General features: G+C 67.2%; 11 protein-coding genes and 3 rRNA genes. 9 read left to right on the plus strand and 5 right to left on the minus strand.

Annotation, left to right across the window (positions count from 1 at the left end):
* From WDC87_RS17570 to rrf (WDC87_RS17580), 3 genes are all read left to right on the plus strand, one after another.
* A 23S ribosomal RNA gene (locus tag WDC87_RS17570) occupies positions 1 to 97 on the plus strand; the annotation flags it as partial.
* A gap of 126 nt (positions 98 to 223) precedes the next feature.
* A 5S ribosomal RNA gene (gene rrf / locus WDC87_RS17575) occupies positions 224 to 338 on the plus strand.
* A 133-nt stretch (positions 339 to 471) separates the two neighbouring features.
* A 5S ribosomal RNA gene (gene rrf, locus WDC87_RS17580) occupies positions 472 to 586 on the plus strand.
* 317 nt (positions 587 to 903) lie between these two features.
* Here the strand turns inward: rrf (WDC87_RS17580) and WDC87_RS17585 are convergent.
* Together WDC87_RS17585 and WDC87_RS17590 are read right to left on the minus strand one after the other, a co-directional pair.
* Positions 904 to 2,613 (minus strand): M28 family metallopeptidase, encoded by a 1,710-nt coding sequence (locus tag WDC87_RS17585; RefSeq protein ID WP_053505020.1) that lies wholly within the window; start codon positions 2,611 to 2,613, stop codon positions 904 to 906.
* 85 nt (positions 2,614 to 2,698) lie between these two features.
* On the minus strand, positions 2,699 to 3,361 hold the full coding sequence (locus WDC87_RS17590) for a hypothetical protein (protein ID WP_049471493.1): 663 nt from the start codon (positions 3,359 to 3,361) through the stop codon (positions 2,699 to 2,701).
* A gap of 176 nt (positions 3,362 to 3,537) precedes the next feature.
* Between WDC87_RS17590 and WDC87_RS17595 the strand changes: the two genes are divergently transcribed.
* Together WDC87_RS17595 and WDC87_RS17600 are read left to right on the plus strand one after the other, a co-directional pair.
* Positions 3,538 to 4,758 carry a peptidoglycan DD-metalloendopeptidase family protein gene (locus WDC87_RS17595; protein WP_268233551.1) on the plus strand — a complete coding sequence of 407 codons (1,221 nt, stop codon included), beginning with the start codon at positions 3,538 to 3,540 and terminating at the stop codon, positions 4,756 to 4,758.
* 108 nt (positions 4,759 to 4,866) lie between these two features.
* The gene (locus WDC87_RS17600) at positions 4,867 to 6,315 is read left to right on the plus strand and encodes a S41 family peptidase (protein WP_053505022.1); all 1,449 of its coding nucleotides are present in this window, start codon (positions 4,867 to 4,869) and stop codon (positions 6,313 to 6,315) included.
* Positions 6,316 to 6,398: 83 nt separating this feature from the next.
* Here WDC87_RS17600 and WDC87_RS17605 read toward each other — a convergent pair whose 3' ends face one another.
* Complete coding sequence (locus WDC87_RS17605) at positions 6,399 to 7,091, minus strand: rhomboid family intramembrane serine protease (RefSeq protein ID WP_049471500.1); 693 nt, start codon at positions 7,089 to 7,091, stop codon at positions 6,399 to 6,401.
* A 226-nt stretch (positions 7,092 to 7,317) separates the two neighbouring features.
* Between WDC87_RS17605 and WDC87_RS17610 the strand changes: the two genes are divergently transcribed.
* The gene (locus WDC87_RS17610; protein WP_252745048.1) at positions 7,318 to 8,745 is read left to right on the plus strand and encodes an outer membrane protein transport protein; all 1,428 of its coding nucleotides are present in this window, start codon (positions 7,318 to 7,320) and stop codon (positions 8,743 to 8,745) included.
* Between the two features lie 115 nt (positions 8,746 to 8,860).
* The gene (pnuC, locus tag WDC87_RS17615) at positions 8,861 to 9,460 is read left to right on the plus strand and encodes a nicotinamide riboside transporter PnuC (RefSeq protein WP_053505024.1); all 600 of its coding nucleotides are present in this window, start codon (positions 8,861 to 8,863) and stop codon (positions 9,458 to 9,460) included.
* Here the strand turns inward: pnuC and WDC87_RS17620 are convergent.
* Positions 9,384 to 9,875 carry a hypothetical protein gene (locus WDC87_RS17620; protein WP_229766833.1) on the minus strand — a complete coding sequence of 164 codons (492 nt, stop codon included), beginning with the start codon at positions 9,873 to 9,875 and terminating at the stop codon, positions 9,384 to 9,386. The two genes, pnuC and WDC87_RS17620, sit on opposite strands and share 77 nt — an antisense overlap.
* Between WDC87_RS17620 and WDC87_RS17625 the strand changes: the two genes are divergently transcribed.
* Complete coding sequence (locus WDC87_RS17625) at positions 9,874 to 10,518, plus strand: ATP-binding protein (protein ID WP_229766834.1); 645 nt, start codon at positions 9,874 to 9,876, stop codon at positions 10,516 to 10,518. The two genes, WDC87_RS17620 and WDC87_RS17625, sit on opposite strands and share 2 nt — an antisense overlap.
* A 99-nt stretch (positions 10,519 to 10,617) precedes the next feature.
* On the opposite strand, the gene putA is transcribed toward WDC87_RS17625, so the two are convergent.
* A complete protein-coding gene (putA, locus tag WDC87_RS17630) occupies positions 10,618 to 13,836 on the minus strand; it encodes a bifunctional proline dehydrogenase/L-glutamate gamma-semialdehyde dehydrogenase PutA (RefSeq protein ID WP_197648312.1) in 3,219 nt (1,072 codons plus the stop codon).
* Between the two features lie 274 nt (positions 13,837 to 14,110).
* Between putA and WDC87_RS17635 the strand changes: the two genes are divergently transcribed.
* Entirely contained in the window at positions 14,111 to 14,587 is a 477-nt protein-coding gene (locus WDC87_RS17635) for a DUF2244 domain-containing protein (RefSeq protein ID WP_049471508.1), read from the plus strand.
* The last annotated feature ends 9 nt before the right edge of the window (positions 14,588 to 14,596 follow it).

Here is a 14,596-nt window from a genome sequence, read left to right on the forward strand (position 1 = left end):
GAAGGAACCATGTAGACTACGTGGTTGATAGGTCAGGTGTGTAAGTACAGCAATGTATTGAGCTAACTGATACTAATGATCCGTGCGGCTTGACCATATAACCTCAAGTTGCCTTGGCTTTACGACAACGTCGTAAGAGCATCCAAGTGCACGCTACGTCACAAGAACTATGCGAGGCTGGCGCCTTGTCCCACAGGGACGAGTGCGACTCTCCAAAAGCCTCCCTGGTGAAATTAGCGCTGTGGAACCACCCGATCCCATCCCGAACTCGGAAGTGAAACGCAGCTGCGCCGATGGTAGTGTGGCTCAAGCCATGCGAGAGTAGGTCATCGCCAGGGTTTACACCCAAAACCCCGCTGCTCACGCAGCGGGGTTTTTCTTATTAAGTGAAGGCGCCGCATTTTCCGGGTCCCTTCCGCCCCACGGGCAAGATCGCGAAGCTGGCGCTGCAAGCGCTGCTGCAACCGTCTCCCTGGTGAAATTAGCGCTGTGGAACCACCCGATCCCATCCCGAACTCGGAAGTGAAACGCAGCTGCGCCGATGGTAGTGTGGCTCAAGCCATGCGAGAGTAGGTCATCGCCAGGGTTTACACCCAAAACCCCGCTGCTTGCGCAGCGGGGTTTTTCTTTGTGCGCAGGAAACGCCGGTAGTGCCGGCCGCTGGCCGGCAAGCCGATGGCGTTGCATTGCCCGGTAGATCCACGCCATGCGTGGATGCCCTCCGCGAGGAAGCATGGCGCCAACCAAGGTTGGCCGCTACCAATCGTTTGCCGGCCAGCGGCCGGCACTACCGGCAGATCCACACCAACCGTGGATCTGCCGCCGACGGTACGCAAAAGAAAAGCGGCGCCCCGTGGGGCGCCGCTCAGGCTTGAATCATGTTCAGTCGAGCAAGGCCCGCTGTTACTTGGCCGGGGCCTTGTCCTTCATCATCGCGTCGCGGGCGGCCTTGAACGGATTGCCTGCATACCAGTTCGGCCAACGATCGCCCGCGGCCAGTTCCTTGCCCACGCCATACATCAGCTGCAGGTCCTCGACCGTGCCGTCCAGCTTCCAGGTGGCCGCGTCGAACTCGTCCTTTGGACCGTGGTAGCGGTTGGCGCCGTAGTCCGCTGCGGCCTTGCGGCCTGCGTCCACGCCGCCCTCGCGCAGGTCCTCGCCACCATCGGCGTACAGGGCCGGCACACCGGCCTTGGCGAAGTTGAAGTGGTCCGAGCGGAAGTAGAAGCCGCTCTGCACCGAGGTCTCACCATGCAGCGTGCGGTCCTGGGCAGCAGCCAGCGGCTTGAGGATGTCCTCCAGTTCCGAGCTGCCGAAGCCGGTGACGGTCACGTCCTTGGCACGGCCGGCCACCGACATCGCATCGATGTTGATCACGCCGGCGATCTTGTCCAGCGGGAAGGTCGGATGGGCAACGTAGTACTTCGAACCCAGCAGGCCGGATTCTTCCAGGGTCACCGCCAGGAACACCACCGAACGCTCTGGCTTCGGATCCTGGTGGGCCATGGCTTCGGCCACTTCGAGGATGCCGGCCACGCCTGTCGCGTTGTCGACGGCGCCGTTGTAGATGTTGTCACCGGTCTCGCCCTCGTGCTTGCCGAGGTGATCCCAGTGCGCCATGTACAGCACGGCCTCGTCGGCACGCTTGCTGCCCGGCAGCACGCCCACCACGTTGCGCGACTGCTTCTGCGCGATCTGGCTCTTCAGGTCGACCGTAGCGGTGGCCTTCAGCGGCACCGGCTTGAAGCCGCGCTTGCTCGCATCCTTGTAAGCCTGGGCCAGGTCCAGGCCGGCACCGGCAAACAGCGCCCTGGCGGCGTCGGCACTCAGCCAGCCCTGCACCGGAATGCGGGCTTCCGGGTCATCCTTGGCCGGCAGGTCGTACTGCGGGCCGGCCCAGGAGTTCTTCACCACGTCCCAGCCATAGGATGCGCCGGCGGTGTCGTGCACGATCAGTGCTGCGGCGGCGCCCTTGCGCGCGGCCTCCTCGAACTTGTAGGTCCAGCGGCCGTAATAGGTCATGCGCTTGCCGTCGAACAGCTTCGCGTCGTCAACATGGAAGCCCGGATCGTTGACGAACATCACGACCGTCTTGCCCTTCCAGTCCTGGCCGGCGTAGTCGTTCCACTTCTGTTCCGGTGCGTCGACGCCGTAGCCGACGAACACCAGGTCGCTGGCATCGATCTTGACCTCCGCCTGGCCGGTCCGGGTACCCACCACCATGTCGGTGCCGAACTTCAGTTCGGTGGTCTTGCCGCCCTGGGTGATCTTCAGCACGGTCGATTCGTCGGCCGTGGTCTCGGTCATCGGCACGTCCTGGAACCAGCTGTCACCGTTGCCGGGCTGCAGGCCGATGCGCTGCATCTGGTCGCGGATGTAGTTGACCGTCAGTTCTTCGCCCTTGCTGCCCGGGGCGCGGCCCTCGAACTGATCCGAGGCCAGGGTCTTGACCATCTCGGCGAAGTCGCCGGCGTTGATTTCCGGCGAGAACTGGTGGGCGGCCGGCTTCGCCGCAGCGGTATCGGTGGCCGGCGCGGTGGCCGGCGTGTCTTGGCCTTTGCAGGCGCTGAGCGCGGCCGCAGCGGCCAGGCACAGGAGGAGTTTGCGGGGCATCGTCGATTCCTGGAAAACAAAGGGCGGCCGCACCCAGGCGCGGCCGGTACACGCGAGTATCACCGAAGCGGCGGTTCCGGCGGGTTCAGTCGGCCGGGGCGGTTTCGCTGTCGAACGGGATCGGCTCGGCACCGGTGACTGGGCCGATGCGCGCGGTGCGATGCACGTACAGCACAACTTCGCGCTCGAACTGCAGCGGGCCGCGGACCACCGCGTTGGGGCCGATGATCACGCGGGGCTTGCGGCTGGCGGTCAGCGAGATGCTGAAGTTCGGCTTGCGCACATGCACGCCGCCGTTGACCTGCGAACCGATACCGACGGTGATGTCACCATTGACGGTCTCCACATCCTTGCCGACGCGGCTCTCGACCAGGCCGATGCCGCCGTTGACGGTCTCGACGCCGCCTTCGATCTGGCTGCCGCGATCGCTGAAGATGCTGCCATTGACGGTGCTGACACCGCCGCTGGCAATCACTTCGCGCCCCAGGCGCACACCGCCGTTGACCGTTTCGATCTTGCCGGTGCGGGCGCGGTCGGCAACCTTCACCCCACCGTTGACGGTGTCGATGCTGCCGGTCTCGACGCCTTCGCCGATGCGGATGCCGCCGTTGACGGTGTCCAGCTTGCCGTAGCGTTGACCCGGTTCGGCGCTGATGCTGCCGTTGACCTTGCTGATGTTCTCCTGGGCACAGACCGGCCCGGTGGCCAGCAGTACGCCCAACAGCAGCGGAATGGAAAGAGTTTTCATGGAGACCTCGAGAGATGTGCGGCTGGCAGGCCGCGTGCGGAGATGTCACCATTCCCCGGTAGCCCCCGCAACTGCCTGAAGTCACTGGAAAGCCCTTGCGCGACAACGTCTTCCCATCACGCCGACATCACATCGCCGCTGCTCGCGGCGGTCGCTGCCTGCTGCTGGGGCTGGCCATGGCGCTGGCCCTGCCGCTGCCGGGTGCTGCGCAGACCACCCGCGAGACCGAGCGCAAGCTGCAGAAGCTGCGTACCGAACTGAAGGGCGTGGCGCAGGAGCGACGGCAGATCGAGGGCCAGCGCGGGCAGGCGTCGCAGCAGCTGCGCGAGGCCGACGAGAAGGTGGCACGCACCGGGCGCGCGCTTGCGCAGACCGAAGCGGCGCTGCGCGAGCAGGCCCAGGCCCTGGCCGAGGCCGAGCAGCGCCGCAGCACCCTGCAGAGCAACCTCGCCCAGCAGCACCGCGAACTGGCCGGGCTGCTGCGCGCGGCCTATCAGCTGGGCAACCACGCACCGCTGAAACTGCTGCTGTCGCAGGACACCGTGGCCGATGCGAATCGTGCCCTGGCCTACCATCGTTACCTGCAGCGCGAGCGGGCACAGCGCATCACCGCGTTGACCACTGACCTGAAGGAGCTGGAAGCGCTGCAGGCGCAGATCGCCGAGCGCAAGCAGAAGCTGCAGGGCGCGCACCAGGACCAGAAGCAGCAGGCTGCGGCGCTGGAGGCCGACCGTCGCGATCGCGCCAGGACCGTGGCCTCGCTGGACGAGCGCTTCAAGGACCAGCGCGAGAAGGAACAGGCGCTGGGCCAGGACGCCAAGGCGCTGGAAACACTGCTGGCCAACCTGCGTGCTGCTGCGGCCCGTGCGGAGGCCGAGCGCCGGGCCGCTGCGCGCCGCGCGGCCGCGGAGAAGGCCGCCGCCGAGCGTGCCGCGCGCCAGGCCGCGGCACAGGGCCGGCCACCGCCGCCGCCGACCAAGGTGCCGCCTGCGGTGGCATCGGCACCGGCGCCGAAGGTCGGTGGCCTGGGCTGGCCGTTGTCCGGCAACCTGCTGGCACGCTACGGCGGCAAGCTGCCCGACGGCCGCACCAGCAGCGGCGTGCTGATCGGCGCGCCAGCCGGCAGCACGGTCACGGCCGTGGCCGATGGCACCGTCGTGTTCTCTGACTGGATGACCGGCTACGGCATGATCCTGATCGTCGACCACGGCAACGGCTACATGAGCCTGTACGCGCACAACGACACCCTGCTGAAGGATGCCGGCGCGCGGGTCAGCCGTGGCGATGCGGTGGCCAAGGTCGGCAATTCCGGCGGCCAGGGCGTGACCGCGCTGTACTTCGAGCTGCGCCGTGGCGGGCAGCCGGTCAATCCGGACAGCTGGCTGCAGCGGCGCTGAACCCGGGCTCGCCGCATGCACTGCGGATTCAACGGGAATTTAGCCGTGCTTCGCGCATAATCGGCCCATGTGCCTTGAGCACGATGCCAACGTCGACAGGAGTGCTCCATGCGCGCAGCCCGTACCGCCACCCTCTTGCTGGCCCTGTTGCCAGCGCTGTCCTGGGCGCAGCAGACCGCGCCCGCTCCGAGCCAGGAAACCGGCGGGCAGGCAGCGAACAGCGAGGAGGCGGTGACCTCGAAGGTGCCGCTGGAGGAAATCCGCCGCTTCGTGGCCGTCTACAACGCGGTGCGTGCGGCCTATGTCGATCCGGTCGATGACAAGAAGCTGATGCAGTCGGCCGTGCGTGGCCTGCTGCTCGACCTCGATCCGCACAGCACCTACTTCAACAAGGAAGATGCGCAGGCCTTCGACGAGCAGGCCAATGGCGCCTACGAAGGCATCGGTGTCGAGCTGCAGCAGCAGCCGGACAACGCCAGCATGAAGGTGATCTCGCCGATCGACGACACGCCGGCGGCCAAGGCCGGCATCCTTGCTGGCGACCTGATCATCGCCATCGACGGCAAGCCGATCAGTGCGATCGATGCCAGCGAGCCGTTGCGCGGCCCGGCCGGCAGCAAGGTGGTGCTGACCATCGTGCGCGAAGGCAGGCCCAAGCCGTTCGATGTCGGCCTCACCCGCCAGACCATCCGTGTGACCAGCGTGCGCAGCCGCCTGCTCGAGCCGGGCTATGGCTATATCCGCCTGAGCACGTTCCAGGCCGATACCGGTTCGGACTTCCAGAAGCATGTGCAGCAGTTGCAGAAGCAGTCGGGTGGCCAGCTCAAGGGCCTGGTGCTGGATCTGCGCAGCAACCCGGGTGGCCTGCTGACGGCCGCCGTGCAGGTGGCCGACGATCTCCTCGACAAGGGCAACATCGTCAGCACCCGTGGCCGGATCAGCATCAGCGACGCCCGTTTCGACGCGACCCCGGGCGACCTGCTGAAGGGCGCGCCGGTCGTGGTGCTGGCCGATGCCGGCTCGGCCAGTGCATCGGAAGTGCTGGCCGGTGCGCTGCGCGACAACAAGCGCGCGCGCGTGGTCGGCAGCCGCACCTTCGGCAAGGGCTCGGTGCAGACGGTGCTGCCGCTGGACAATGGCGATTCGGTGAAGCTGACCACCGCGCGCTATTACACGCCCAGCGGCAAATCGATCCAGGCCACCGGCATCGTGCCGGACGTCGAGCTGAAACCCGCCGCCACGCCGGCCGAGGATGCACTGCCGGCCAGCCTGAGCGACTACAGCGAAGCCACCTTGCCGGGCCATCTGCGCGGCGATGACGAAGGCACCGAGGGCTACCACGCCGGTGCGGTGCTGCCGGGCGACGGCCCGATCAACGACGCGCTGGCCGAGCTGAAGAACCCCGGTTCGGTGGCCGCACGGTTGAAGGCCGAAGCCGCGAAGGCGGATGCGACCAAGGCGGCGAAGGCCGCTGCGGCGAAGCCGGAAGCGAAGGTCGAACCTAAGCCGGAAGCAAAGCCGGAAGCAAAGCCCGCTCCGGTCCCAGCCAAGCCCTGATTCTGTAGAGTCGAGCCATGCTCGACTGATCTACGAACGGGCGGGTGAGCGTGGAGCCGGCCAGCGGCCGGCGCTACCAGGGGTCAGAACCCGTGCCGCTTGCGCAGGCGGCGCGCGATCGCAGCCCGCACGTAGACCCCGTACACGACGCCGAACACGAAACCGCCGATGTGCGCCCACCACGCCACCATGCCGAAGCTGGGACCGATGTGGGCGAACACCACCTGCAGCGCGGCCCAGACACCGATCAACAGGTAGGCCGGGGCCCGTACGAACTCCAGGAACAGCCCGAGCGGAATCACCACGCCCAGCCGCGCACCCGGGAACAGGGCCAGATACGCGCCGATCAGCGCCGACACCGCGCCGCTGGCGCCGATGATGATCTGGTCCGGGCTGCCCATGGTGTAGATCGCCACCAGGTTCGATACCGCGCCGCCCACCAGGAACAGCAGCAGCAGCCGCCACGGCCCCAGCACCCGCTCGGCCGGCAGGCCGAAGATCAGCAGGAACACCAGGTTGCCCAGCAGGTGCGACCAGTCGGCGTGCAGGAACAGGGCGGTGAACAGGCGCAGCACGCTGCCGTCCTGCAGGGTCGCCCACCAGTCCAGCGGGTGGGTCAGGCCGGTGGACAGGGCGCCCCAGTCCAGCCAGAGGCTGTTGCGGGCGTCGTCCGGGCGCGAGATCGACCACAGGAACGCCAGCCACAGTGACGCGAACAGCACGGGCGTGGCCCAGCGCAGGGCCGCCTTCTTGCGGGACGGGAGCGAGACGAACATGCCAATAGCCTAGCGTGCGCCGCTTTCGGCGGGGACGGTCCTGTTCAGCTTTCGAGACGGGAAAACCGCCTGCGCTGTTATTGTTTCATTAACGGCTCTGGGTAATACTCGCATACGGCGTCGTATGTCGGGAGGGGAATCCGGCGCGCTCCGAAGGGCTTCAGGGCCGGTCGGGCGCAGGCGCACTCAGAGCACCATCACCGCTTACCGGAGAGAGAGAACTACGATGCAAACCGCTTCCACCATTGCCCGACTGACCCTGCTGGCCGTCGGCGTTGCCGGTGCGCTGGCCGCCGCCGATGCCAATGCTGCCGCCTTCCAGCTGAAGGAAAACAGCGCCAAGGGCCTGGGCCGCGCGTTCGCCGGCTCCACCTCGACCGAAGGTGACGCCTCGGTCATCGCCACCAACCCGGCGTCCATGCGCCTGCTCGATGGCACCCTGGTCCAGGGCGACGTCAGCGCCATCAGCTTCGGCGCCAAGTTCCGCGGCCAGGGCAAGTACGCCAACGGCGCGCCGATTTCCGGTGGCAACGGCGGCGACGCCGGCATGATCGCCCCGGTTCCGGCCGCGTACTTCCACGTGCCGTTCGGCGAGAACGACAACATGCACTTCGGTGCTTCGCTGACCGTGCCGTTCGGTTTCAAGACCGAATACGACCGCGACTGGGTCGGCCGCTACAACGGCGTCAAGACCGAGCTGCAGGCCATCGACCTGGGCGTGGCGTTCTCCTATGACGTCAACCCGTACCTGTCGTTCGGTGCTTCGGTGTTCGCCGAGCGCCTGAACGTCGACCTGGCCAGCGCTGTCGACACCGGCACCGCGATCAACGCCACTGCCCAGCGCACCGCTGCGGCGCGTGTGCTGGCTGCCGGCGGCACCGCGGCCCAGGCTGCGGCGGCGTCGCAGGCGGCTGCACGCCAGGCCGCCCAGCTCGGCTTCTCGCCGGGCACCGCCGATGGCTACCTGCGCATCAAGGGCGATGAAGTGTCGGTCGGCTACACCCTGGGCATGACCGTCACCCCGGTGGAAGGCACCAACATCGCCTTCAGCTACCGCTCGAAGGTCGAGCACAAGATCACCGACGGCAAGGCGGACTTCACCATTCCGCAGAATGCGGCGGCCTTCCTGGCCACGGCTGCCCCGGGTACCTTCATCGACAGCAATGGTCGCGCGACCATCACCCTGCCGGCCAGCGCCACCGTGGGCTTCACCCACCGCGTGAACGACCAGTGGCAGATCATGGCTGAAGTCACGCGCACCGCGTGGAGCAAGTTCGACCAGCTCGTCGTCGATTACGACTCCAACCAGCCGGACAGCGTGCTGCCGTTCCACTACCGTGACACCACCTTCGCGTCGATCGGTACCGATTTCCGCGTGAACGACAAGCTGACCCTGCGCGGCGGCCTGGCCTATGACCAGACCCCGACCACCGATGCCCACCGCGACGTGCGCGTGCCGGACACCACCCGCAAGTGGCTGTCGCTGGGCATGACCTACGCCGCTTCGGACAAGATGGAATACAGCGTGGGCTACACCCACCTGTTCACCAAGGATCCGAACATCACCTCGACCTCGGACACCGGCAACACCGTGACCGGCAAGTACAAGGTCAGCGGCGACGTGCTGGCGGCTTCGCTGCAGTACAAGTTCTGATTCGGGCGTTGGCCTGACGCAGCACACGGAGGGCCCCGCGCAAGCGGGGCTTTCCTTTTGTGGACAGGGTGCCGCAGCATCCACGCCGGGCGTGGATCTACGCGACAATGGCGCGATGAACCTGTCCGATTCGAACTTCCAGCTGGAGCTGGTGGCCAACATCGCCGTTGCCGGCTCGATCCTGCTGGCCGGCCGCAACAACGTGCATACCTGGTGGCTGGGCATCGTTGGCTGCGCACTGTTCGCCGCCGTGTTCGGGCGCTCGCACCTGTACGCGGACATGGTGCTGCAGTTCTTCTTCATCGCCATCAGCGTGCTGGGCTGGTGGCAGTGGCTGCGCGGTGACCATGGCGCGCCGTTGCCGATCACTTCATTGCGGCCGCGCGCCTGGGCCTGGCTGGCGCCGCTGGCGGTAGTGGCCACCTTCGGCTACGGCTGGATGCTGACCCGACTGACCAACGCCTATGCGCCCTACATCGATTCGGCAGTGCTGGTGTTGAGTGTGATCGCGCAGATCCTGATGATGCGACGCAAGCTGGAATCGTGGTGGGTGTGGCTGCTGGTGAACACGGTGGCGGTGCCGCTGTACTACAGCCGTGGCCTGCACCTGACCTCGATTCTGTATGTGGGCTTCTGGATCAATGCGCTGGTGGCGCTGCGCCATTGGCGGCAGCTGATGCGCGATGCGTCCAGGGCGGCCGATGCCGTTGCCTGAGCGCGTTGCCCGCGGCCTGGTGGTGGGCAAGTTCTGCCCGCTGCACCTTGGCCACGAGCGCCTGATCGAATTCGCCTCCACGCGTTGCCAGCAGTTGCTGGTGATTGGCTGGTCGCAGCCGGGCTTCCCCGGCTACAGCGTCGTGCGCCGCGAGCGTTGGCTGCGCGCCCGGTTTCCGCAGGCCACGGTGGCGGTGCTTGACGATGTTCGGCTGGCGGCATTGTGCGTGCAGCGGGGCGCAGCGGTCCGCACGTTGCCGCAGGACAGCGACGATGAGCACGTGCAGCGCGAGTTCACCGCCTGGCTGTGCCTGAGCCTGTTCGGTGGGCCGGTGCAGGCGGTGTACACCGGTGAGGACTACGGCGACGGCTTCGCGCAGGCGCTGGCCATGCACTTCGACGCGCCGGTACGTCATGAACGGCTGGAGCGCGCGGGATGTCGGCCAAGCCAGCGGCACCCAGCTGCGTGCCGATCCACATGCGCATCGGCACAGCCTTTCTGCCGAGGTGTATGCGGACTACGTGCAGCGCGTGGCCTTCATTGGTGGCGAGTCCAGTGGCAAGACCACGCTGGCGCGGGTGATGGCCGAACGCCTGCAGACCGCGTGGGTGCCGGAGTATGGCCGCACGCTCTGGGAGCAGCAGGGCGGCGACCTGGTGCCGGACGATCTGCTTCGCATCGCCATGACCCAGCCGCAGCATGAAGACAAGGCTGCGCGGCGGGCGCATCGCTGGCTGTTCTGCGATACCACGCCGCTGGTGACGCTGGGCTACAGCGGCTGGATGTTTGGCATGGCGCCGCAGCCGCTGCGGCAAGCGGCACGACGACGCTACGACCTGCTGTTCCTGTGCTCGCCTGATATTCCGTTTGACCAGGATGGCACGCGCGTAGGCGAAGCCTTCCGGGCGCAGCAGCATGCGTGGTACCTGGAGCAGCTGCAGGCAGAGGGTGTCGAGCATGTGCTGCTGGAGGGCGACCTGGAAACGCGCATCGCACGCGTGCAGCGCGAGCTGGCGACGCGGGCGGACAATCGGTTCAGTGTGGCCCAGCCTCTGTAGCCAAGCCCACGCTCGGCCGCGCCAGGAAAGCCGAGCAGGAAAAAAGCACAGAAAACCCCGCGTTCGCGGGGTTTCTTGTTTGCCGCATCAAGCCGGCGATCAGTCGCCCAGGGTCAGCAGCGAGGCGTTGCCGCCGGCGGCGGTGGTGTTCACCGTCACCGTCTTTTCGGTGGCAAAGCGCAGCAGGTAGTGCGGGCCGCCGGCCTTCGGGCCGGTGCCGGACAGGCCCTGGCCGCCGAACGGCTGCACGCCCACCACCGCACCGATCTGGTTGCGGTTGACGTAGACGTTGCCGACATGGACGCCATTGCTGATGCGGTCCACGGTCTCGTCGATGCGCGAGTGCACGCCCAGGGTCAGGCCGTAGCCGGTGGCGTTGATCTGGTCGATCACCGCATCGAGCTGGTCGCCCTTCCAGCGGATCACGTGCAGGACCGGACCAAACACTTCCTTCTGCAGCTGGCCCAGGTCCTTCAGTTCGTAAGCGCGCGGCGCGAAGAAGGTGCCGTGGGCGGTGTCGGCCGACAGCTCGGCAGCGGCGATCAGGCGTGCTTCGCGGTCCATGCGCTCGGCGTGGTCCTGCAGGATCTTCAGCGCATCGGCGTCGATCACCGGGCCGACGTCGGTGGACAGCAGGCCCGGGTTGCCGACCTTCAGTTCCTTCATCGCGCCGGCCAGCATGGTCATCACCTTGTCGGCGATGTCGTCCTGCACGAACAGCACGCGCGCGGCCGAGCAACGCTGGCCGGCGGATGTGAAGGCCGAACCGATCGCGTCCTTGACCAGCTGTTCCGGCAGCGCCGAGGAGTCGGCGATGAAGGCGTTCTGGCCACCGGTCTCGGCGATCAGCACGCCGATGGCGGCGTCACGGGCGGCCATCGCGCGGTTGATCGCACGGGCGGTATCGGTGGAGCCGGTGAAGGCCACGCCGGCCACGCGCGGGTCGGCGGTCAGCGCGGCACCGACGGTGGCGCCGTCGCCCGGCAGGAACTGCACCACCTCGGCCGGCACGCCGGCGTCGTGCAGCAGCTTTACCGCGTAGTAGCCGATCAGGTTGGTCTGCTCGGCCGGCTTGGCGATGACGCTGTTGCCGGCGGCCAGGGCGGCAGCGACCTGGCCCAGGAAGATCGCCAGCGGGAAGTTCCACGGGCTGATGCAGACGAATACGCCGCGGCCATGCAGCTGCAGTTCGTTGGATTCGCCGGTCGGGCTGGGCAGCTTCTCGGCGTGGCTGAACTGCTCGCGTGCCTGCTTGGCGTAATAGCGCAGGAAATCCACGGCTTCCCGCACTTCGGCGATGCTGTCGGGCAGGCTCTTGCCGGCTTCCTTCACGCACAGCGCCATGAACTCCGGCATGCGCGCTTCCAGCTGGTCGGCAGCGTGCTCGAGGATGGCGGCGCGGCTGGCGGCCGGGGTGCGGTTCCAGGCCGGCTGCGCAGCCACGGCGTTGGCCAGGGCCTTCTGCACGGTGGCGACATCGGCGGCCAGCCACTGGCCGACCACCTCGCGGGTGTCGGCCGGATTGGTCACCGGCAGCGCGGCGCCGGCCGGGCTGGCGCCCGGCACCAGCGGGGCAGCCTGCCACGGCTTCACCGCGGCGTTGATCTGCTCGGCCAGGGCGCGCAGTTCGTTGTCGTTGGCGAGGTTGACGCCCATGGAATTCTTCCTGTCGTGGTTCTGGCTGCGCAGCAGGTCAACCGGCAGCGGGATCTTGGGATGCGGAATCGAAGCGAACGAGGCGACCATCTCGACCGGATCGCGGATCAGGTCGGCGATCGGCACGCGCTCGTCGGTGATGCGGTTGACGAAGCTGGAGTTGGCGCCGTTTTCCAGCAGGCGGCGCACCAGGTACGGCAGCAGGTCTTCGTGCGAACCGACCGGGGCGTACACGCGGCAGGGCAGGCCCAGGCGGTCGGCCGGCACCACTTCGGCGTACAGGTCATCGCCCATGCCGTGCAGCTTCTGGTGCTCGTACACGCCACCGTTGGCAATGCTGCGCACCGCGGCGATGGTGTGCGCGTTGTGCGTGGCGAACATCGGGTAGATCGCGTCGGCATGGGTGAACAGCCGCTTGGCGCAGGCCAGGTAGGACACGTCGGTGTTCTGCTTGCGGGTGAACACCGGGTAGCCCGGATAACCTTCGATCTGCGCGCGCTTGATCTCGGCATCCCAGTAGGCGCCCTTGACCAGGCGCACCTGCAGGCGGCGACCGGCGCGGCGCGCCATGTCGGCCAGGTGGTCGATCGTGTACGGCGTGCGCTTCTGGTAGGCCTGCACGACCACGCCGAAGCCATCCCAGCCGGACAGCGAGGCGTCGGAGAACACCTGCTCGATGATGTCCAGCGACAGTTCCAGGCGGTCGGATTCTTCGGCGTCGACGGTGCAGCCGATACCATAGCTCTTGGCCAGCTGTGCCAGTTCCAGCACGCCCGGCACCAGGTCCTTCAGCACGCGCTCGCGCTTGGCGTGCTCGTAGCGCGGGTACAGCGCCGAGAGCTTGATCGAGATGCCGGGCGCGTTGTTGACGTCGCCGTCCGGTCGGCCGCCGCGGGCCTTGTGATCGCCGCCGATGGCGTGGATCGCGCGACGGTAGTCTTCCAGGTAGCGCAGCGCGTCCTTCATGGTCAGCGCGCCTTCGCCCAGCATGTCGAAGGAATAGCGGTAGCTGGCGTTGTCGCCCTTGTGCGAGCGCGCCAGGGCTTCGCTGATGGTGCGGCCCATGACGAACTGGTGGCCCATGATCTTCATCGCCTGGCGCACGGCCAGGCGCACCACCGGCTCGCCGACGCGACCGACCAGGCGCTTGAACGCGCTGGGCGCATCGGCGCGGGTGGCGTCGTTCATCTGCACCAGCTTGCCGGTCAGCATCAGGCCCCAGGTGGAGGCGTTGACCAGCACCGAGTCGCTGCCGCCGAGGTGTTTTTCCCAGTCGGCATCAGCCAGCTTGTCGCGGATCAGCTTGTCGGCGGTGTCCTGGTCCGGAATGCGCAGCAGCGCCTCGGCCACGCACATCAGCAGCACGCCTTCCTCGCTGCCCAGGTCGTACTGGCGCATGAAGGCTTCGATGGCGCCCTGGTCCTTGGCGCGCACGCGCACGCGGCCGACCAGGTCGGCCGCCAGCGCCTGCACCCGGGCCTGTTCCTCGGCGGGCAGGCGGGCCTGCGCCAGCAGGTCGCGGACGTGGCTGGCCTCGTCCTTCAACCAGGCGTCGGTGATGGCCTGGCGGAACGGGTTGGGGGACGCCGGCAGTTCCGGCGACAGCAGCGCGCCCGGACGCGGAGCGTCGCTGGCGGCAGGGGAGGAGGAAGGTGCGTTCATGCCGGTCCGGCCAATGGAAAACTTGGCGATTTTAATCATTTTTGCGGGTTCCGGAAGTGCCCCGAAGCGCCCTTCGTGAAGGGCTCATAGCCCGTAGCGGTGGTGGATTCAGCGTGTTCAGCACGCCCGTCAACTTTTGTGCTGAATTCGTCATTCGCGCCGCCGACCTCATGCTGTGTTGCAGCATCGGAAAAAGTGTGAATGCACCCTTGCTACCGGCGAGAGGGCGGGGCTACCATCGAGACGTTTCCCGCGGCAGGAACGCGGTTGCGACATGATCGAGGTGCTTCCAGCTCCGGATGGGTCAGGTACGCAGCTGCGGCTGCGTCCCCCACGGGCGCTCGATGCCCGGCAGTTCGTCCTGTTGTTCACCGTGTTGTCGGGTGCGATGTGGCTGGTGTCTGCCCTCGGGTGGTGGGCCGGCAATGCATTCGCCCCCCTGTTCGCGCTGCTGTACAGCCTGGTGCTGGCGGCCGCGCTGCGTGCCTTGTGGCGCAGCGGTGAACGGCAGGAGGAGATCCGGGTAGTACCGGCGTACGTGGAGGTCATCCCCGTACCCGGTGGATCGCCGGTGTTCCGGGCCCACCCGCACTGGGTGCGCCTGCTCACCGACGATGAGAGGGTCCGGCTGGCATCCAGCGGCCGGCAGGTGGAGGTGGGGAGTTTCCTCGCGCCGGCCGAACGCCAGACGCTCGCAGAGACACTTGAAAGCTTGCTCGCCGCCAGCGATGGCGGCCACCGACGACGCTAAGGGTCTAGG

This window comes from Stenotrophomonas maltophilia group sp. Smal12 (genome assembly GCF_037079935.1).
Taxonomy (GTDB): Bacteria; Pseudomonadota; Gammaproteobacteria; order Xanthomonadales; family Xanthomonadaceae; genus Stenotrophomonas; species Stenotrophomonas sepilia.

What these genes read in the sequence shown, in the direction of transcription:
- WDC87_RS17635 (WP_049471508.1), top strand. Translation starts at nt 14,111, where the DNA reads ATGATCGAGGTGCTTCCAGCTCCGGATGGGTCAGGTACGCAGCTGCGG.
- WDC87_RS17600 (WP_053505022.1), top strand. Translation starts at nt 4,867, where the DNA reads ATGCGCGCAGCCCGTACCGCCACCCTCTTGCTGGCCCTGTTGCCAGCG.
- WDC87_RS17605 (WP_049471500.1), bottom strand. Translation starts at nt 7,091, where the DNA reads ATGTTCGTCTCGCTCCCGTCCCGCAAGAAGGCGGCCCTGCGCTGGGCC.
- WDC87_RS17620 (WP_229766833.1), bottom strand. Translation starts at nt 9,875, where the DNA reads ATGACGTACCGGCGCGTCGAAGTGCATGGCCAGCGCCTGCGCGAAGCC.
- putA (WP_197648312.1), bottom strand. Translation starts at nt 13,836, where the DNA reads ATGAACGCACCTTCCTCCTCCCCTGCCGCCAGCGACGCTCCGCGTCCG.
- WDC87_RS17585 (WP_053505020.1), bottom strand. Translation starts at nt 2,613, where the DNA reads ATGCCCCGCAAACTCCTCCTGTGCCTGGCCGCTGCGGCCGCGCTCAGC.
- pnuC (WP_053505024.1), top strand. Translation starts at nt 8,861, where the DNA reads ATGAACCTGTCCGATTCGAACTTCCAGCTGGAGCTGGTGGCCAACATC.
- WDC87_RS17595 (WP_268233551.1), top strand. Translation starts at nt 3,538, where the DNA reads ATGGCGCTGGCCCTGCCGCTGCCGGGTGCTGCGCAGACCACCCGCGAG.
- WDC87_RS17610 (WP_252745048.1), top strand. Translation starts at nt 7,318, where the DNA reads ATGCAAACCGCTTCCACCATTGCCCGACTGACCCTGCTGGCCGTCGGC.
- WDC87_RS17590 (WP_049471493.1), bottom strand. Translation starts at nt 3,361, where the DNA reads ATGAAAACTCTTTCCATTCCGCTGCTGTTGGGCGTACTGCTGGCCACC.
- WDC87_RS17625 (WP_229766834.1), top strand. Translation starts at nt 9,874, where the DNA reads ATGAACGGCTGGAGCGCGCGGGATGTCGGCCAAGCCAGCGGCACCCAG.